Origin of the sequence: Allostigmatella hybrida (assembly GCF_020103775.1) — a bacterium.
GTDB lineage: Bacteria > Myxococcota > Myxococcia > Myxococcales > Myxococcaceae > Hyalangium > Hyalangium aurantiaca.
On the sequence record NZ_JAHXBH010000056.1, the window covers coordinates 1 to 19,171 of the forward strand.

Annotated in this window: 15 protein-coding genes and 2 pseudogenes; 6 read left to right on the plus strand and 11 right to left on the minus strand. The window is 69.5% G+C overall.

Annotated features, from left to right (window positions below; all coding sequences use genetic code 11):
• The 3 genes and pseudogenes from KY661_RS36715 to KY661_RS36725 form a co-directional block, all read left to right on the plus strand.
• Positions 1 to 327 (plus strand): annotated as a pseudogene (locus KY661_RS36715) (hypothetical protein); the annotation flags it as partial.
• Positions 328 to 511: 184 nt separating this feature from the next.
• Positions 512 to 1,309: a TenA family transcriptional regulator gene (locus KY661_RS36720; RefSeq protein ID WP_225414622.1), complete on the plus strand. Its 798-nt coding sequence runs from the start codon at positions 512 to 514 to the stop codon at positions 1,307 to 1,309.
• Between the two features lie 29 nt (positions 1,310 to 1,338).
• Positions 1,339 to 1,824: a cupin domain-containing protein gene (locus KY661_RS36725; RefSeq protein WP_225414623.1), complete on the plus strand. Its 486-nt coding sequence runs from the start codon at positions 1,339 to 1,341 to the stop codon at positions 1,822 to 1,824.
• 63 nt (positions 1,825 to 1,887) lie between these two features.
• On the opposite strand, the gene KY661_RS36730 is transcribed toward KY661_RS36725, so the two are convergent.
• The 11 genes from KY661_RS36730 to paaA all read right to left on the minus strand — a co-directional run bounded on the left by KY661_RS36730 (position 1,888) and on the right by paaA (position 15,307).
• On the minus strand, positions 1,888 to 4,158 hold the full coding sequence (locus tag KY661_RS36730) for an aminotransferase class I/II-fold pyridoxal phosphate-dependent enzyme (protein WP_225414624.1): 2,271 nt from the start codon (positions 4,156 to 4,158) through the stop codon (positions 1,888 to 1,890).
• Positions 4,155 to 4,478, minus strand: coding sequence for an acyl carrier protein (locus KY661_RS36735; protein ID WP_177233772.1), 324 nt, complete (start codon positions 4,476 to 4,478; stop codon positions 4,155 to 4,157). Before KY661_RS36735 ends, KY661_RS36730 begins: the two co-directional genes overlap by 4 nt.
• A gap of 5 nt (positions 4,479 to 4,483) precedes the next feature.
• Positions 4,484 to 6,085 (minus strand): acyl-CoA dehydrogenase family protein, encoded by a 1,602-nt coding sequence (locus tag KY661_RS36740; RefSeq protein WP_225414625.1) that lies wholly within the window; start codon positions 6,083 to 6,085, stop codon positions 4,484 to 4,486.
• Positions 6,082 to 7,782 (minus strand): fatty acyl-AMP ligase, encoded by a 1,701-nt coding sequence (locus KY661_RS36745; protein WP_225414626.1) that lies wholly within the window; start codon positions 7,780 to 7,782, stop codon positions 6,082 to 6,084. The genes KY661_RS36740 and KY661_RS36745 overlap by 4 nt, the downstream gene beginning before the upstream one ends.
• 149 nt (positions 7,783 to 7,931) lie before the next feature.
• Positions 7,932 to 9,512 (minus strand): DUF1302 family protein, encoded by a 1,581-nt coding sequence (locus KY661_RS36750; protein WP_225414627.1) that lies wholly within the window; start codon positions 9,510 to 9,512, stop codon positions 7,932 to 7,934.
• Between the two features lie 4 nt (positions 9,513 to 9,516).
• Entirely contained in the window at positions 9,517 to 10,323 is an 807-nt protein-coding gene (locus KY661_RS36755) for an outer membrane lipoprotein-sorting protein (RefSeq protein WP_075010677.1), read from the minus strand.
• A complete protein-coding gene (locus KY661_RS36760; protein WP_225414628.1) occupies positions 10,323 to 12,761 on the minus strand; it encodes an efflux RND transporter permease subunit in 2,439 nt (812 codons plus the stop codon). Before KY661_RS36760 ends, KY661_RS36755 begins: the two co-directional genes overlap by 1 nt.
• Before the next feature lie 33 nt (positions 12,762 to 12,794).
• Positions 12,795 to 13,301 (minus strand): 1,2-phenylacetyl-CoA epoxidase subunit PaaD, encoded by a 507-nt coding sequence (paaD, locus tag KY661_RS36765; protein WP_225414629.1) that lies wholly within the window; start codon positions 13,299 to 13,301, stop codon positions 12,795 to 12,797.
• Positions 13,298 to 14,059, minus strand: coding sequence for a 1,2-phenylacetyl-CoA epoxidase subunit PaaC (paaC, locus tag KY661_RS36770; protein WP_225414630.1), 762 nt, complete (start codon positions 14,057 to 14,059; stop codon positions 13,298 to 13,300). Before paaC ends, paaD begins: the two co-directional genes overlap by 4 nt.
• Positions 14,046 to 14,378, minus strand: a complete 333-nt coding sequence (locus KY661_RS36775) for a hypothetical protein (protein WP_225414631.1) — start codon at positions 14,376 to 14,378, stop codon at positions 14,046 to 14,048. The genes paaC and KY661_RS36775 overlap by 14 nt, the downstream gene beginning before the upstream one ends.
• Positions 14,375 to 15,307, minus strand: a complete 933-nt coding sequence (gene paaA / locus KY661_RS36780) for a 1,2-phenylacetyl-CoA epoxidase subunit PaaA (RefSeq protein ID WP_263437674.1) — start codon at positions 15,305 to 15,307, stop codon at positions 14,375 to 14,377. The genes KY661_RS36775 and paaA overlap by 4 nt, the downstream gene beginning before the upstream one ends.
• A gap of 140 nt (positions 15,308 to 15,447) precedes the next feature.
• Between paaA and KY661_RS36785 the strand changes: the two genes are divergently transcribed.
• The 3 genes and pseudogenes from KY661_RS36785 to KY661_RS36795 all read left to right on the plus strand — a co-directional run.
• Entirely contained in the window at positions 15,448 to 17,130 is a 1,683-nt protein-coding gene (locus tag KY661_RS36785) for a class I adenylate-forming enzyme family protein (RefSeq protein WP_225414633.1), read from the plus strand.
• 22 nt (positions 17,131 to 17,152) lie between these two features.
• On the plus strand, positions 17,153 to 18,523 hold the full coding sequence (locus KY661_RS36790; protein WP_225414634.1) for a hypothetical protein: 1,371 nt from the start codon (positions 17,153 to 17,155) through the stop codon (positions 18,521 to 18,523).
• Between the two features lie 66 nt (positions 18,524 to 18,589).
• Positions 18,590 to 19,171 (plus strand): annotated as a pseudogene (locus KY661_RS36795) (hypothetical protein); the annotation flags it as partial.

Genomic DNA, 19,171 nt, shown 5'->3' on the forward strand with positions numbered 1-19,171 from the left:
GGCGTCGACAGCATCATGACGGCGGACAAGACGGGCCTGGAGGGCCAGAAGATCAAGGGCATCACCAACGTCGTGACGGGCGGCCTGGGGCTGGCGGCGCTGGCCGCGGGCTCTCCGCTGCTCGCCCTGGGGCTCGGCGTCGCGGGCGTGGGCATCAATGCCATCACCGAGCTCATCACCGACGACCAGCACCAGATCGCCAACCTGAAGATCAACGATCCCAACTACCGGCCCTCTCTGGAGGAGGCCGCGCCCCAGCCCGACCCTCACGCCTGGAAGGAGTCGGACGAGCTGCCTTTCGATCCCCTGATCGGAAATCTCTGGTAACCCGTTTTTACCATCGGGCTCGGCCACCTGCTGGGCCTGTCCAAACCGCTCCGCCCTGGCCGTGGCGCAGCTACAGCCCCAGGCCAAGGGGTAAATCAATTCACCTACATTGATTTTTTCCAAGAATATCGTATTTACGGGGATGTCCCCCTTCTGGCGGTCCCCCGCCAGCCGAGAGGCGAACATGCACCCAGGACTAAGCCAGCTGGTCGATTCCAATCTCCCGGCCGAGGAGTTCGTCGTCGCGCTTCAGGGCTTCGCGGCCCGGTCACGCGCGGTGAACCACCCGCTGCTTCACGCGTTTGCCCAGCGCGAATTCACCCGGCCCGAGGCGGCGCTGAAGGACTTCTTCGGCCAGTACTTCTTCTACAGCTACCGCTTCACCCAATACCTCACCTCGGTCATGTCCCGGCTGGACTCGCCTCAACACCGGGCCCAGCTCGCCGGCAACCTCGCGGAGGAGACGGGGCACATCGATCCGGAGCACGCGGCGCTCCTGCGCGGCGCCGGCATCAACCCCGAGGACGTGAGCTTCCCCCACCCGCTGCTGTTCCGGCGGTTCCTGGAGGCCATCGGGCTCGATGTGGCGCAGCTGATGGGCCGCGAGCCCGACGTGGCGACGGCGGCCTGGGTGGAGACCTTCCAGGAGGTCTGCCGGAGCCCGGACGCGGCGCAGGGCGTGGGCGCGCTGGGCATCGCCACCGAGGCGATCGTCCGCTTCATGTACGCGAACCTGCTCACCGCCATCCAGCAAGCCTGGCCCCAGATGCCCCTCCGGGACCGGGTCTTCTTCGATCTGCACGCGGCGGTGGATGACGAGCACGCCGAGGTGCTGCGGGGCATCGCGATGAACCTGGCGCAGACTCCCCGTGGACGCATGGGGCTGGCGATGGGGACGCTCCGGGCGCTCGATGCGCGCGCGAACTTCTTTGATCACATGATGGACCGGCTCCGGCGGCTCGACGCGGCCGCCCAGGGCTGAGCATCAATCACCCGGGAAGGACTCAAGACATGGCGGAAGCCAAGAACATGGGCAACAGCGCGGGCTCCGGAACGTTCACGGACGTGGCGCACAACCGCAACTCGCTGGAGGTCGTCCCCTCGCGGGCCCCCGACGCGGCCTGCCTGCACCGGGCCATCGTGGGCACCGCCCAGGCCCAGGCCTTCTCGGCGCAGCGGGGGCACCCGGTGTTCCCCGTGAAGCTGCCGAGCAAGGCGGTCAGCATGAGCATCGGCGAGCTGGCGTCCGGGGAGCGGACCTCCAACCACCGCCACGGCTACGAAGCCCTGATGTACGTCATCCGCGGCAAGGGCTACTCCATCGTGGAGGGCCAGCGCTTCGAGTGGCAGGAGGGCGATGCCCTCTACACGCCGCCCTGGTGCTGGCACCAGCACTTCGCGGAGGAGGGCCACGCGGTGCAGTACATCACCTCCACCAACATGCCGCTGCTCTCCGGCATGGGCCAGACGGTCATCCGCGAAGAGGGCGCGCCTTAGCGCGCCCGGCGGTCCCCGGGCCCCACGGCCTCACGCTGGCCGGGAGCCCGCGGGCCCAGTGTCCTACTCGTAGACGTCCGGCCGGTACGCGGCCAGGTCGATGCGGGGATCCAGGTAGTCGATGAAGTGCTGCAACCGGCCCTGGCGGTAGGTGCCGACCTGCAGGAACGGATCCGAGTAGGCGAGCCCCGTGGGGATCGCCGTGCTGCGGAACCCTCCGAGCGAGAAGACCTGCTCACCCCGGCAGATGAGGGCATCGATCCAGAGCTCGTGGAAGTCCATGATGGCCGCCAGGTCCTGCCAGAACTGCAGCATGGCATCGATGCCCCGCCAGGTCCCCGCGAAGGGCAGCTGCTTCGGGCCATTGATTTCCCACACGACGTCCGGCGCGCAGCGGACGATGAACTTCTCGATGTCCGCCTTGCGCACCCAGGCCTCGTAGAGGTCCCTCATGAGCTGGCCGTTCTCCTGGGCCTGGGTGGCATCGTGCTTCACGAGCAAGGTGGCGGCCTCGGGGCCGGGGGCGCCCTCACCGCGCCAGGCGGAGCCGTCCAGCACCTCCTCCACGCGGACAATCTTTCCCCCCTTCATCGTGAGCAGGTGCAGGTACCACTCCTCGCCCACCGGGAGCGTGCGCCGCCCGCTGACCGTCAGGTCATCGCCGTAGGCCATGACGTAGTCCACGGTCCACTTCTCCGAGGGCCGGACCTTGCGCTGGTGCGCCCAGTAGTCCTGGAAGGCGCTCCCGCCGCGCCACCGCCCCATGGCCGCCTGGCCCTCGAGGCCGGGCACCTCCACCACGAGTGCCTCGCTGAGCACGGACGTGTCGATTCCGCCCCCCGAGCCAAACTGCTCGTAGAACTTGCGCGCGGCCACCGAGTTCTGGTCCTCCTTCTCGGGATCAAAGTGCTTCTCGCGCTCGCCCGTCAGCGGATCCACCAGCTTCGCCCGGCGCCGGAAGACCTTGCCCGGATCCGTGATGCGCCCCGAGACCATCAAGTCCGCCCGGTCCCGGCTCGGCAGCGAGGACAGCGTCTCGCCGATCACGCTCGTGCGGGCCGGCAGCTTGGCGATCTCCTCCGCCATTGCCTGCACCGCCTGGCGGATCTGCTCCGGGGTGTGGGTGGAGCTGACGAAGAAGCGCAGGCGCGCCTTGTCCTGCTCCACGGCCGGGCTGATGACCGGGTCCACGTTGATGCCCCGGCGGTAGAGCGCGTCGGACAGGCGCAGCGCATGGAAGGAGCTGCCGGTGACGACGGGGAGCACGGGGGTGCCCATCGCCAGGTGGGTGTCGAGCCCCGCGGCGCGCGCCTCCTCGAGGAAGAGCTTGGCGTTGCGCTGCAGCTGGGCAACGCGCCCGGGCTCTTCCGCCATGATGGAGAGCGCGGACAGGGCCGCGGCGGCATTGGACGGCGTCAGGCCCACGCTGAAGATGAACCCGGGGGTGGTGTACTTCAGGTAGCGGATGAGCTCCGAGCTGCCCGCGATGTAGCCCCCGCAGCTGGCCAGGGACTTCGAGAGCGTCCCCATCCAGATGTCCACATCGGACGAGGGGATGCCGAAGTGCTCCTGGATGCCACGGCCGGTGGCCCCCAGGACGCCCATGGAGTGGGCCTCATCCACCATCAGGAAGGCGTTGAACTCGCGCTTGAGCTCGATGATCTTCGGCAGGTCCGGGATGTCCCCGTCCATGCTGAACACGCCCTCGGTGATGATGACCGCGCGCTCGGCGTCGGCCCGGTGCTCCTTCAGCAGCTCCCGGAGGTGCCCCAGGTCATTGTGGCGGTAGGGCCGGGCGCGGGCGCCCGACAGCGTCACGCCCTGCACGATGCTGTTGTGGGCCAGGGCGTCGTAAAGAATCAAATCCCTGCGGTTGAACAGGTGCCCGATGACGGTCACGTTCGTGGCGTGGCCACTGACGAGCACCAGCGCGGCCTCCGTGCCGAGCCACGACGCCAGCGCCCCTTCCAGCTCGCGGTGGAGCGTCTTCTCGCCGGAGGCGATGCGGCTGGCGGACGGGGACGTGCCGAAGCGGTCGATGGCGTCCTTCGCCGCGGCGGAGACGCGCGGGTCCCCCGAGAGGCCCAGATAGTTGTACGTGGAGAAGTTCAGCAGCTCGCGCCCACCGATCTGGGTGGTGTCGCGGGTGACGCCCTCCTGGGCCTTGAAGAAGGGATGCACCTCGGTCCAGCGGGAGACGACCGACAGGCGCGAGCGGAGCGCCTTGAACGTGCCGTGCTCTTCGAGCTTGACCGGGGTCAGGCTACCGCCTGAGCGGAGCAGCCGCTCGAGCAGGGCGCGCTTCTCCTGGGGAGACAACTGGTCGATGTTCATGACTTGGTTCCCGTCATCTTGCGGAGGAGCGCTTCCACTTCGGCATCCGACATGCTGTCGGTGGCGCTGGGGGGCGGGGCCTGCTGCTCACCCGTCAGGGCACGCGACAGCGCCCGGAGGGTGCGGTAGTCCCAGAGCACGGTCGGCTCCACGCGGCGCTTGAGCAGGGTCTCGAGCTCTCCGGCCAGGGCCACCGCTTCCATGGAGTCGATCCCCAGCTCATCGAGCGGCAGGTTGACGTCGATGGCGTCGGGACTCAGACGCGTCCGGGTGGCCACCATGGCCTTCAGCCACTGTTCGAGTTCGTCGCTGGTTATCATGTCTCTCATCCTACGAGGGCTGTCTCCGAGGCTGGCCCGGCGGACACATCCGCCACCGAGAGCAGGTGTCCGCCCTCGACACGCGCGGCCAGCAGGTCGAAAATCTCCCGGCACGCCGTTTCAGGCAAGGCCTCGGGATCCATCAGGAACTGGCCCGCCAGGGCGGGCACGCCCGCCCGGCACAGGGCCAGGCCGGGATTGAACCGCTCGAAGTGGAAGCAGCAGGCCGCCGCGTGCAGCAGCCCATACCGCCGCGCGGTCTCCAGCCGCGCCGGCCCGCGCAACGCCTCGCTCCCGCCCTGCCGCAGCGCGCTCCAGTGGGGGAGCAGCCCGGGGGGAAGCTCCGCGGTGACGTCATCCACGCCGCGGGCGGTCAGGCCGAGCGACGCCGGGGCAAACGCCGGCACCGGCTCCTCCAGGCTGAAGCGCGAGCGCAGCAGGGCGCCGCTTCCCGCGTTGGCCGTGAACACCTGGGGCAGCTCCGCGGCCAGGGCATGCAGGCAGACGGGCTCGCTGCCATCGATGAGCCCCACGGCCGCATGGTCCCGCGCCATCTTCTGGAAGATCGCGGCGGGGCCTTCCCGCATGAAGGCGCGGGCGCCCAGCACCGTCGTGGCGGACCGGATCGCCTGCTCTACCAGCGCGGGCGCGATGGCCTTGGCCAGGGGCGACGAGAGGCTCGCCTGGCCGGGGGCCCCATGCAGCGCGCGCACCCCGGACAGGAGGAGGATCTCCGCCGCCAGGAGGCGCAGCCACGCCCCCACGAGCAGCCGGCGCACGGAGGGCAGGCTCGCGGCGCTCGCCCGGTAGAGCTCGCGCTCCAGGGCGAACCGGGTGGCCACCCGCAGGGCCATGTCGCCCGTGCCCAGGCCCAGGCCCGCCATGAGCGGGCGGGTGAGCTGGAAGATCTTGAGGGTCAGCTCCAGCCCCTGGCCCTCCTCGCCCACGGGGCTCGCCGCCGCGCGGGCAAACCGCAGGCCGCTCAGGTCCGAGGCGCGCAGCCCCACCGTGCGGACCTTGGGCAGCCGGGTCACCGAGGGTTGATCCAGCTCCACCAGGAACCAACTCAACGCGCGCGGCCCCGGCGCCGGACGGGTGCGCGCCAGCACGAAGGCGAACGCGGCATGGCTGGCCCGGCCAATCGGCCACTTCTCGCCCGTCACCTCCCAGCCCTCCGGCCTGGACAGGGCCAGCGTCTCGGTGGCCAGCAGATCCGCGCCGTGGTTGGCCTCGGAGGCGGCGAAGCACGGCGCGGCGGTGCCCTGCAGAAGGGCCCGGGCCCGCTCCCGCTGGCCGGGGCTTCCCACCATCCAGGCGAGCCAGAGCCAGCACAGCATCCCCTGGCTCAACGCCACGGACGGATCCCTCCGCGCCAGGGTGAGCCCCACCGCGAGCGCCCCCTCGAAGGAGACGAACTGCCCCCCTTCCGAGGCGGGCACGAGCAGGTCCGGCACGCCGTGCGCGCGCAGGGCCGTCAGGGCCTCCGCGGGGAAGGCCTCGCGCTCATCCCGCGCGAGCGTGGCGTCCTGGCCGAGAGGGCCCTGGCCCGAAACAGGCCCCAGCCGCTGCTCCAGCTGGGCGAGCGTTGACGCGTAGAGGCCGTTCATGGTGCTGCCTGAGACAGCTCTTCCTCGGCGGCGAACGGATTGAGCCTGCGCTCCATCCACTGGCGCCGGCTTTCGCGGCGGCGCACCTTGCCGCTCGAGGTCCTGGGAACCCCGCCCGGCCGCAGCAGGCACACCTCGAAGGGGACCACCCCATGGGCGCGCGTCACGGCGGCACAGACCGCGTTCACGATGGGCTCGGGCGGGCTGTTGCGGGAGGTGCGCTTGAGCTCCGCCACGATGACGAGCCGCTCCTCGCCCTCCTCCTCCACGGAGAAGGCCGCGAGGGCGCCCGCGCTCAGCGCGGCGTGGGCCGCGGACGCCGCGTCCTCGATGTCCTGGGCGTGCAGCGTCTTGCCCCGGATCTTCACGATGTCCTTGATGCGCCCGACGATGTACAGCGAGCCGTCATCCATGAAGCCGAGGTCGCCGGTGCGGATGAAGGTCCCCTCATGGCCCTGCACCTCGGCCTTGAACGTCTCCTGGGTGGCCTGCTCGTCGCCGTAGTAGCCATGCGTGGCGCTGGGACCCGCGATGAGGATTTCCCCCACCATCGCATCGGGCACGGGCCGCAGCTGCTCGTCCACGATGACCACCTGCTGCCCCGGAACCGGCCGGCCGCAGGCGAACAGCATCCGCGTCCGCTCCCCGCCGGGCTCCACCCGGCCCTCCTCCAGCGCGGAAGCATCCACCGAGCGGAACACCAGCGGCGCATCCGTGCGCCGCCCCGTGGTGATGAGCGTGGACTCGGCCAGGCCATAGCAGGGCGAGAGGATGTTCGGGTCCAGCCCCACGGGCACGAAGCGGGGCGCGAAGGCCTGCCACGTCGAGGGACGCACGGGCTCGGCACCGCAGATGAGGATGTTCCAGCTGGACAGATCGAGCTTGTCGCGATCCTCGTCGCTGATGCGGTCGGCGCACAGGCGCAGCGCGAAGTCGGGGGCGGGGCTGATGGTCCCCCGGTAGCGGGTGACCGCCTCCAGCCAGCGCGCGGGGCGCTGCAGGAAGTGGTGGGGCGACATCAGCACCGACGGCACCTTCGAGAGGATGGGGTGGATGATGCAGCCGATGAGGCCCATGTCATGGTAGGGCGGCAGCCAGCCCACCACGCGGCAGGGATCCTCGCGGCGCACCCAGACGATGGACTCACTGTTGTGGACGAGGTTGCCGTGGCTCACCATGACGCCCCGGGGATTGCCCGTCGAGCCCGAGGTGAACTGGAGGAAGGCCAGGTCGCTGGGCTTCGGCGAGAAGGGCCGCCAGAGCTCCGCATCCGCCGCGAGGACCTGCTCGATGGCCAGCCAGCTCATCCCGCTGGCCTGGCGCAGGGGCTCTGGCAGCGTTTTGATCAGATCCCCATCGGCCAGCGCGAAGCGCGCCGTCACCCGGCTGGAGATGCCGAACAGGCGCTCGAACTCGGCCGCGCGGCGGGGCACCACGGCGGGCACAGGCAGCGCCCCCGCGTAGAGACAGGCCAGAAAGCCCGCGATGAACTCGAGCCCGGGGCGGATCAGCAACACCACCCGCTCACCGGTGGCGCCTGCCTCTTGCAGCGCCGCGGCCCCTGCACGCGCCAGCCGGTCCAGGCCGGCCGTGTCCAGCGTGCCTCCCTCCTGCTCGCCATCCATCAACCACGTGAACTGCGGACGGCGTGGATCTCGCTCGGCGCTCTGGCGCATCGCTTCGACGATGGTGTTCACGGATACCCTCGGAACTTGCAGCCTGTGCGGCTTGTGGGAACCGTTGATTAACTAGCACACCCCGATTTCAAATTAAATGCCTGACGCAAATATTCCGACAAACTGGAAAAAAGGTCGGATGAAGTAGGCTCAGGACGTACCTGGTCGGCTCAGAACACGTAGCGCAGGTCCGCGTAGAGCCCCTGGTTCGCGCGGTAGTAGCCGCCGTAGGAGAACGTCTCGCCGGCCAGGAGGAGCGCGCCCACGGTGCAGGAGAGGTGCTCGCGCTTCCAGCGCACTCCAAGCCGTCCACTCACCCCGAGGGGGATGAACCCCACCCCACCCTGGCCCTCCAGCGAGAACTCCTCCGTCAGCCCCCAGCGCACGGTGAGCGCCGAGCCCAGGCTGTCGCGCTCGTTCCAGAGCAGCGGGGGAGGCTGCCCCTCGCGGGGGAGGATCCGCCCGTAGGACAGGGCGAAGTCCACCACCTGATCAAAGTCGCGCTGGTACTCGATGCCGGCCAGGGCGGAGAGGAAGGGGTGGACGGCCGTGGAGAGCGCCTGGGTGATGAACACCTTGCGCGAGTCATAGGCCCCCTCGCCGTAGAGGATGAAGGGCCCCGCCTCGCCCACCGCGGAGAAGCCCACGTGGTGGCGGCGCTGGTAGCTGACGGAGACCGTCTCGGCGAAGCGGTTGAAGGCCAGCGCCCGGGCAGCGGGATCCTCCTGAAGCGCCGGATCCAACAGGGCCGCGAGCTGCGCCTCATCCACCCGCCAGCGGGGCGTGGAGTCAAAGCCCAGGTGGTAATAGTGGTTGATCTCCACGCCGCCCAGCCGCCAGGAGAAGCGGAGCCCCGCGGCCGCCTGGGTGAGCCCCGCGCTCACGCCGCGCTCCGGGGAGAACAGGGCGCTGCCCTGGGACGAGTCTCCCAGCTGGCCCAGGACGGCGCGGTACGCGGCGGGCGCGGCGTCCTGCACCAGCGCCCAGTTGCTCCCGTAGAAGTCGAAGCTGGCCGGCTGGAAGAAGGGCACGGCGATGAGCTGGAGCGAGCTCGAGCCCAGCGAGAGGTCCACCCGCGCGGCGATGACCGGCTTGTACCGGAGCTCCTCCGGGACCAGCAGCGGGTCGCGCAGGTCCTGCGGGTTGACGACATCGTTGATGGCCAGGACTTCGTTGCGGCCCCAGGCGATCCGCTGCTGTCCAAGGGTCACGCTCAGCGAGGCCCCGGACAGGCCCAGGTAGAGCTCCTGCAGCCGCGGCTCGAGCTGCGTGCGCCAGGAGTCCCCCGCCTCCTGCCCTGCGGGCGGCGTCTGCTTGCGCCAGCGCACGCGGTGATCGAGCGCGCCCGAGGCCGCGAAGGACCACCCATCGCCGCGCCGGTGGTGGAAGCGCAGATAGAGCGTCGAACGCTCCGTCAGCCGGTCGTGCGGGGTGCGCAGCTCCGGCGGCTCACCGGTGGGCCCATTCCGGGGAAAGTCATAGGTGGGCGAGAGCCGGGCCCAGCCGAGCAGCTCGGTGGAGGCCTGGCTCTCGCTGGCGAAGCCCTCCAGCGAGGCCTCGCCCAAGGAGTCCCCGGACGTGTCCAGGACCCCGGACGCGTCGGCGGGGGAAGACGCCTCTTCCGCCGCGGGGGCAGGGGGCTCCGCGTCCCCCGCCAGCGGCGTTTCCTCCTGCTGCGCGGCCCCCACGCTCCCGGGGGCCAGCATCAGGAGGGCCACCAGCCCACCGCCTCGCACCTGCTTCCACCCCATGAGACTACTCCTGCTCCAGCCGGCGGGAGTCGAAGAGGTTGTCCGGGAAGTCCTTGCGCGGGACGATCTGCTCGAGCACGAGCGTCGTGGCCCGCTGCCCCGAGTGGTTCTCCATGCGGGAGCGGGTGACGAACCACCGTCCCTGGATCTGCTTGCTCTCCTCGACGGTGAACGTCTTGGCGTGAGCGCCCTTGAGATCGTACATCTGGGACTTGAGGATCATGTGGTTGTCCTTGCGCGCCCACACCTCGAGCCGCGAGTACTGCGCGTCGCTGGAGGTGGGCTTCACGGTCAAGCGGTTGCACACGGTGTCCCCCACCTTCTCATCGGGCAGGGCGGTGGCCTCCGCGAACCGGAGCTCGCGCCGGTCCAGGTCCGCGAACGCGAAGTCGGTGGTCATGAACGAGCCGGCACGCAGCTTGCCGGAGACGCGCCGGACCCGCTTGAGCTCGGGCAGGTAGATGTACCGCTCGTCGTCCGTGTCCCGCTTCTGGACCTGCAGGAACTTGACGCCGTTGAGGTCCGGCGGCGCCAGGAAGCGCACCAGGCTCTTGGTCAGCGTCCCCTCGTAGTAGCGCGACTGCGCCGAGAAGCGCACCGTGCGGCTTTTCCCATCCTTCTCGCGGATGAGCGCCTGGGCCTTGAGCTCCGCATCGGCGAAGCCCCAGCTGTCCGACGCGGCGATCTGCGTCAGGACCGCGGCGCCGCTGCCGGTGATGTCGTCCGCGTGGGCCCGCGTGGGCCCCAGGAGCACCGCGGCCCCCATCAGGGCGAAGGGGAGAAGCCCGAACTTCATGCCGTATCCGCTCATCACTTGCTGGCCTCCTTCCGGAAATCCGACGACGTGTCCTCGTGCGTGCCGCTCAGGCCGGGCACGGACTTCACCTCGGCCAGGGCCGCCCCAGGCGGCGCATGCGCCGGGAGCCGGGAGCGGCGGAACAGCGGCTCGCCCACGGCCTTGAGCACCGCGGGCGCGAAAATGAACTCCGTCACCGCGCCGAGCACGACGGTGAAGGCGATGAGCAGCCCGAACTTGCTCAGGCTCGCCACCGTGGAGAAGGCATAGGTGGCGAAGCCGCACGCCAGCGCCGCCGACAGATAGAAGATGCCCTGTCCCGCCGAGGAGCTGGCGTTCACGATGGCCACCCGCAAGTCCCCGGTCTGCGCGTACTGGCGTTGGATGTCGCGCACGATGTGGATGGAGTCATCGTCCAGGATGCCCAGGGCGAAGCTGGCGATGAGGATGGTGTAGGGGTCGAGCCAGATGCCCAGGTAGCCCATGAGCCCCAGCGTGCCCAGCACCGCCGAGGCGTTGAGCGCGGCCACCAGCAGCCCCAGCAGCACCGAGCGGAAGACGGCGATCATCACCACGGCCACGGCCAGCACCGTAATGAGCAGCGCCTCGAGCTCCGTCTGGGCCAGGTAGCTGTCGATGGCGGCCCACAGGTGGATGAGCCCCGTCACCTCCACCTTGGGGCTGCCCACGGCCGCGCCCAGGTGCTTGTCGGTGTACTCCTGGATGACGGCGAAGACCGCCTGGTTCTCCTGGTCCGGCCGGTTCGCCACCGCGATGCGGATGCGCGCGTAGCGGAAGTCGGAGCTGACGAGGCTGGTGAGCTCGTCGTCGCCCGAGAGCTGGTACAGGAGCAGGTTCTCGGCCACCGCGTTGGCCGTGGCCGGGATGGTGTAGGCCTCGGGATTGCCGTTGCTCAGCGCCTGGTTGATCTCACTGGTCAGGTCCGCCACGCTGTAGGGCTTGGCGCCCATGCTGGCGAAGCGCTCGGCCACGGTGCGCTCCAGCCCGAGCATGGCCTGGAGCAAGGCCGGGTTCTTGACGCCATCGGGCTTGCCCGTGTCGATGAGCACCTCGATCGACGTGCTCGCCTTCATCGCCCGCTCGACGTAGTCGTAGTCCTGCCGCAGCGGGGTGGAGGTCTTGAAGACGCCCAGGTAGTGGTAGTCCGAGCGGAGCCGGAGCGCGCCGGAGAGCGCCGTGGCGACGAACAGGCTGAAGATGACGATGATCTTGCGCCGGTGGCGCATCACCATCTCGGCCCAGGTGCGCAACCCCTGCACCCGCCCCTCCAGCATGTCCTTGCGCTTCGCGGAGGCGGCGATGTGCTTGCGCCCCGCCAGCACGAAGGGGACGAGGATGAGCGTGATGCAGAAGGAGATGCCGAGCGCGGTCCCCATCGTGCGGCCCAGCTCCTCGATGGGGCGGATCTTCGAGACGGAGAAGGCGAACAGGCCCGCCGCCGTGGTCACCATCGACAGCACGCTCGAGGAGGCCGAGTGCCGCAGCGCCTCGGCCACGGCCTCGCGCGGGGAGCGCCCCTCGTTGACGGTGTTGAAGAACGCCGAGAGCAGGAAGATGCTCGGCCCCACGCCGGTGGAGATGAGGAAGGAGGGGATGATCGCCGAGACGAGCGTGAAGGGCATCCCGGTGAGCCCCATCAACCCCAGGGCGCAGACCACCGAGAGCAGCGCCACCGTAATGGGCAGCACCACCGCCAGCCAGCTGCGGAAGACGATGTAGAACACCGCGCTCATCAGGAGCAGGACGAGCACACAGAAGGTGCCACTCTCCCGGGACATGATCTCCCGGACGTCCGCGTCCAGCACGGGGCTGCCCACCACGCGGGCCCCCCAGGCCCGGTAGGGCTCCTCGGCCAGGAGGGCCCGGAAGCGCTTGGTCATCTCGATCTTGTAGTCGATCTCCCCCGCGTGAATCTGGGTCTTGAGCACGAGGCCCAGCGAGGTGCCGTCCGCGCTCACGAACATGTCCCGGTAGTAGGGGTGCTCTTGCGCGGCCTTGCGCCGGGCCTCCAGCTCCGCCGGCTCCTTCATCTCCAGGGGGATGAAGTCCTCGACGATGAGCTGGTCATCCTCGCCCACCACGTGGCGCACGTTGGCGATGGAGGTGGCCTCGAGCACATCGGGCACCTTGGCGAGCCGGTCCGTGAGCGTCCGGAGCTGCTCGATGAACTCCTGGGTCCAGGGCTCCTTCCGCTCGAAGACGATGAGCGCGTACTCATCCGTGCCGAACAGCGCCTGGAAGTGCTGGTAGCGCTCCAGCGTCTTGTCTTCCCGGAGGAAGAACGACTCGGGCGAGTTGTCGAAGCGCAGCTTCGGGACGAACGCCGCCAGGGTGGCCACCCCCACGAGCATGGCCGCGAGGAACACGTAGCGCCGGCGCAGGAACACATCCGCGTACCAGGCGAAGAATTGATCGAGGAGCCGTGAAATCACCCGTGTTCTCCTATCATCGCTGCGGCCCTCCCCTTACAGGGGCTTGAGCTGCTCGAAAAGAGCCTGGCAAGGTTTGCACCTGCGGACGGCGCGGCACCGGGTGGAGCCAAACGCGCTGACCAGGACCGTGTCCTCGCTGCCACAGCGGGTGCAGGGCACGCGGTCCTTCTCCAGCGACTCGAGCCCCCCCAGGGCGCCCTCCTCCGTGACGGCGCCGTGGCCAATGCTGATGTGCACCGCGCGCAGCGCCTCGCGCCCCTGGGCACTGATCTGCCCGGGGCTCCAGGGCTTGGCGTGCGACACCTGGACATCCGGCTCGAGGCCGAGCCCCCGCACGGCCTGTTCGATTTCCCGGGAGATGAGCCGGCTCGCGGGGCAGCCCAGGAAGGTGGGCGAGAACACGACGGTGCACCGCGCGCCGTCGACGCGCACGTCCCGGACCATGCCCAGCTGCACGATGGAGATGACCGGCAGCTCCGGATCATTCACCCCATCGAGCGCGGTCCACACCGCCCCGGTCCCCTCCTCGGTCTGGCTCACCAGTGGCCTCCCGGAGCCAGCCGGCTCACCTCGGTGACGTCCCGGTGGATGGCCAGGAACGTGGGCGACGGGACGGAATACCGGTCGAGCGCCGCGCGGCTGTAGGCCAGCCCCTCGGCGAGGTGGGCGAAGCCGATGTGCCCCAGGTGCTGCAGCAGTTGCTCCCGCCACGTGGCCCAGAGCGGCTCCCACGAGCCGGGCAGAACCCCCTCGGAGAGCAGCGGCTCCTCGGTGGGCAGGGCCACCAGCAGCCCTGCGGCCGCGGGGAGCACCGCCTGGAGCGCCTGCTCGATGCGGGAGCGGCCCGGCTCCCTCGCCGACAGCCGGCGCAGCCAGAGCCAGGCATGGTCGAAGTGGAGCACTTCCTCGCGGCGGATCTTCCGCGCCAGCTCCGCGAGCGGCACCAGCGCCGACGCGCCCAGCGCCTCGATGCGCAGCCGGTCGGCCAGCTCGTAGACGAAGCGGCGGACGATGGTGAACGCGAAGTCCCCCCGGGGCGCCTCGAGCAAGCGCGCGTGGCGGAAGTCCCGCGGCTCCCGGGAGAACACCAGGGCGTTCACATCCTGGCCCAACCACGGGCCGGCGAGCCCATAGAGCGCCATCGCATGGCCGACTTCGTCCTGCGCGATGGAGCTGAAGGCGACATCCTCCTCGACATTGGGCGCGACGCCCGTCCACTCGGAGTCCCGGTGGCCCAGCAGGAGTTCATCGTCGGCGAGCGCCAGAAGCAGCTCCACGCGTGGCTCAAAGGTGCGCATGGCCCTTCTTTCCCTCGGCCCGCTTCTCCTCTGACTTGGGGGCGCGTTTGTGGGGTGAGTGGCTGGACGCGTTCCGCAAGGAATGGTGCTCCAGCACCCGCTCGTAGGACGGCGCGGTCTGCTGCTTCGTGCGCGCCTCGACGTACAGGCCGTGGCACTCCCCGCGCCGGGCGAAGAGCTGGCTGGCGTAGAGCCCGGCCAGCTCCTCGTCCGGGGCTTCCAGCGTGCCCAGGTGCATGACGGGCGCGCCCGGCTTCTCCCGGCCGTACACGTCGTAGAGGACGCGGCCATTCGCCGCGGGTAGGGGGGACGTGCTCACCGGGAGTCCTCCTGCACGGCGGGGGCGGGCGCCAGGGTCTCCGCCACCCAGCGGTTGTCCTCCATGGCGCGGCGGCGGATCTCCAGCTGCGCCTGGCTGGCGGGCCCCTGGCCCTTGCCGATCAGGCGCACCTGCTCCCAGTCCGCCTGCGTGTAGCGCCAGCGCTGCGACGGCTCGTCGAAGGACAGCTGGGGATCCGGCAGCTGGAGCCCCCACTTGTGAATCTTGGGAATGTAGAGCCGCAGGAACTCCTGGCGCATGTCCTCGTTGGGCCGGCCCTTCAGCTTCCAGATGGTGAGATCGGCGTCTTTCTCCGCAGGCGTGGGGGGCCCATGGAAGTAGATCAGCCGCGGCCACCACCGCGTCAGCGCCTCCTGCGCCATGTCGCGCTGCTGCCGCGTGCCGGACAGCAGCGTGCGCATGATCTCCCGGCCATGCACGACGTGGAAGGCCTCCTCCCAGCAGATCTTCGGCAGGATGCGGCGGTAGGGCCCATAGCTCGTCTGGAGCAGGGCCTTCTGCGCGATGATCGACGCGGCATCGGACAGCCACGCGATGATGCCCACGTCCGCCCAGGACGCCGTGGGGTAGTGGAAGAAGCTGTTGTACCGGGAGCGCCCCTCCAGCAAGTCGCTCAGCACCTCCGCGCGCGGCCGCCCGAGATCCTCCAGCAGGCAATAGAGGTGCTGCGCATGGCCCACCTCATCCTGCACCTTGGAGGTGATGGCGATCCGGCGCTCGAGCGTGGGCGCGCGCGCAATCCAGTCGCGCTCCAGCAGCGCCCCCATGTACTCGGAGTTCGCGTGCATCTCGATGAAGCGGATGACGGCTCGCCGGTAACCTTCCGGCATCCAATCCCCCGCTTCGACGACGCCTCCGGACTGGACGTGAGCGATGAACTCCTGCTCCGACCTCACGGTGCCTGCCATTCTCACCTCTTCTTCACTGTAAATCACTGGAGCGGCCGACTGCGCTCTCCTTGACATTACACCTTACCTGGATATATACAAAATGCCAGGAAAGCGGGTTTATTTTGACGCACGGCGCGAGCGTTCAACGAGGGGAGAGCATGGACTGGGTTCGCACACGGCCCTTCAACCGGCTTCGGTTCACCCTGGATTCAACGCTGACCTTGGCCAATGTGGCCGACAAGGCCTCCGCGGCGCACCACTCGGGCGCGGTCTTCTATCTCCAGGAGCCTCTGCCCTACAGCGGCCTGCCCGAGCGCTCCGTGAGCGCCAAGGAGATGCTGGGCTTCATCAACCGCCTGGGCAATGTGTTGCTGGCCGCCGGGCTCAAGCGCTTCGACCGGGTCGCCCTCTACAAGACGCACAGCCCGGACTACTTCTTTCTCGGCCTGGCCATCGTGAAGGCCGGTGGAATCGCCGTCCCCATCAACCCCCGGATGCCCCACCGGGACCTGCGCAACTACCTGGCGCACACCGGCGCGCGCTTCGTCATCACGGATCCGGAGACCTTCACGGGCGGGGTGCAGGAGCTGGCCCCCAGCTCGGGCGTGGAGAAGTGGCTCTTCACCACCTCGCCGGGCACGGTGGGCGTCCCCTCGGTGGTCCTCTCGCAGGAGCTGCCCCGGGCCTCGGATCAGCTCCAGCCGGTGGAGCTGGCGAGCGACTCGGACGTGATGATCGTCCACACGTCGGGCACGACGGGCTTCCCCAAGGGGGTGCTCATCGGCAACAGCGGCATCATGAGCGCGCTGCGGGCGAACCTGGCCATGCAGCCGTTCTCCCGGAAGAACAAGGCCCTGTTCATCGGGCCCTACAACCACTACGCCACCTACCTGGGGATGATGACCTCGCTGGTGGGCGGGGCGCCGGTGTGGGTGCACAGCCAGTTCGATGCCGAGAGCGTGCTGAAGACCATCGAGCGGGAGCGGATCTCCGTCTTCGTCGGGTTCCCGGACTCGTACCTCAAGATGTACCACCATGGGCTCGACAAGTACGATCTCGGCTCCATGCGCGCCTGGATGTCCGCCGCGGACGCCAGCCACGAGGTCCACATCCGCGCCTTCACCCAGCATGGCGCCCTGTTCCGCGTGTTCGGACGCCCCGTCATCCGCGCGGTGTTCGTCGATGCGTGGGGAACCTCGGAGCTGGGCTTCTTCGGGCTGTCGCGCATCTCCACCTCGGGGACGAAGCAGTTCAGCCGCTGCATCGGCCGGCCCTCCCCCTTCGGCCACAAGGTCAAGATCGCCGACGAGACGGGCCGGGAGCTCAAGCCGGGCCAGGTGGGACGGTTCATGGTGAAGGGCCCCATGCTGTTCAAGGGGTACTGGAACGCGCATGACCGCCTGCATGGCGTGTTCATCGACGGGTGGTGGTGGACGGGCGATGTCGGCTACCGCGATGGCTCCGGCCGCTTCTTCCAGCTGGACCGGGCCGTCGACGTGGTGGAGACCCGCCAGGGTCCCGTCTACACCCTCCCCATCGAGGAGCAGCTGCTCAAGCTCCCCGAGGTCGGCGAGGCGGTAGTCATCGGCGTGCCCGATGCCGATGGCAGCACGGTGCCGAGCGCCGTCATCCAGCTGAACCCTGGCATGACCGCGGACGCGGACGAGCTGCTGCGGCGGGCGAACCAGAAGCTGGAGGCCAAGGACGCGCTGCGCCGGATCGTCTTCGTGGATGAGTCGCAGATTCCCCGGGGGCTGACCGGCAAGGTTCTCAAGCGCCAGGTGCGCGAGCGCTTCGCCCACCTGCTCGTGGGAGAGCGCCCCCAGGCCGCCGTGGCCTGACCCCATGGCACAAGGAGCCCCCATGGCAGCGGTGACCCAGACCTATCCCCTGCCCGCTCACAACCTGTTCTACCTCTATCAGCTCATCACGATCGGGAACCTCAACTCGTGTGAGCTGATCGAGCTGGACGGCCGGCTCGACCCCGAGCGCTTGCGCGCGGCCCTGCTGCAGGCGCTCGCGCGCCACCCGGTGCTGAACAGCCGGATCAAGCGCCGCTTCGCACGCGCCTTCGATTGTGAGCTGGTGAGCGAGCCCCTCCCGATTGATCTGCGCATCGAGCGCTGCGAGACGGACGCGCAGGAGGCGGTGCACCAGCGGCTGCTGGCCAATGTCTGGAAGGAGTCCTTCGACGTGACGGCGGGCCGCCCGGTCCGCTTTCACCTGCTGGAGACGCCGTCCCGGAGCTACCTGCAGATCATCACCGTGCGGCTCTACAACGACGCCAAGGCCGGCTACCGGCTCGCGCACGATGTGGCCGAGAGCTACACCGCCCTGGAGCTGGGCCAGCCCTTCGACGCCACGCCCATCCAGGTCACGGACCGCAGCACCGCGGGGATGCTCACCTCGCACCTGCCGCTGCGCAAGCGGCTGCACCATGCGCTGGGGGCGGTGAAGCTCCTGGTCCAGGACTTCCTGCGCCCGGACGTGTCGATGCCGCTGCCGGCCACGCCGCGCGGCGAGCAGGACTTCGCCAAGGTGGACTTCGGGGCCGAGCTGCTGGAGGGGCTGCGCCGGCGGGCCAAGCAGGAGAAGGTCACCGTGCACGCCCTGCTCGCCCTGGCCATGTTCAAGGTGTGGAGGGCCAGCGCCCCGGACCAGGTGGGCCGGCGGTGGCTGCGCATCCTGGACAACTTCTCCCTGCGCCACATGACGCGGGAGAACGCGGACGAGCTCTACGAGACGCTGGTGGTGCCCTACAGCGTGCGCCTGCCCACCTCCGGCTCCGACCCGGAGGTGCTCCAGGCCATGGCGGAGCAGCTCACCCACTGGAAGAGCGGGGAGATCCTCTCGGAGCTGTACCGCGTCCGGCTCTACACGGCCCTCTCGCGCTTCTCGCCGCTGCGGCTCTCCTCCTCGCTCATCACGCGCTACGTCGCCAAGTCGAACATCGTGATGTCGAACCCCGGGCCCGTGCCCTACCCGCTCGAGCGCTTCGGCAGCGTGCCCATCGCCGACTTCATCAACTTCTCCCAGCTCTTCCCCCCCTCCCGGGTCATGCTGATCTTCAGCACCTTCCGGAGCCGGCTGCGCGCGCTCGTGGTTTGGGACTGCAATGCCTATCCCCAGGGGCCGGAGCAGGCGCTGATCGCCCCCCTGCGGGCCCAGCTCGCCGCGCTGGCGGCGGGTGCGCCCCTGGAGGCCGCCCCCCGCTCGGAGCAAGGCCGGCACTAGGACTACCTGGCTCGTTGGAGGAAAAGGCCCCCCCCTCCCTCTGGCTTTGCCGTGGAGGTTCCATCGATGACGAGCATCCGTTCCAACGCCCCCCGAACCCCCCCGGTCCGTCCCAAGGAGGACAAGCCCGAGGCCAAAACGGAGGCCACGCCGCCAGCCAAGCCCAATGAGGTGGACCCGGCGAAGGCGGTGGCGCAGCCCACGCTCGACCCCGCCAAGAAGGACGCCTTCGCCGAGAACCCTTCGGACACGGCCCAGCCGCTGGAGCTGATGAGCAATGCCAGCTCGAAGATCAGCGCCGCGCCCACCTCCAACGCCACGGGGCAGACGCAGGAGCCGGCCGAGGAGCAGAACGCGCCCGTGGACCTGGCCTCGCCCGAGGAGCCGGCGCTCCGCACCGCGGCCCAGACCGTCACCGGGGGCACGGCGGTGGCGCCCGAGGCCCTGCGCGGGCTGGAGGCCCCCACGGACCTGGCCTCGACGGACAAGCCGGCGATCCGCACCGGCGTGACGGGCCTCGCCAAGCCGAACGTCCTGCTCAAGGCGCCGGAGGCCCCCCACACCGTCTCCACCGCCGCCACCCCCGAGGCCTCCTCCGTCGTCCCCGAGACGCCGCTGCTCAACGGCCAGCAGCGCGCCCAGCAGGAG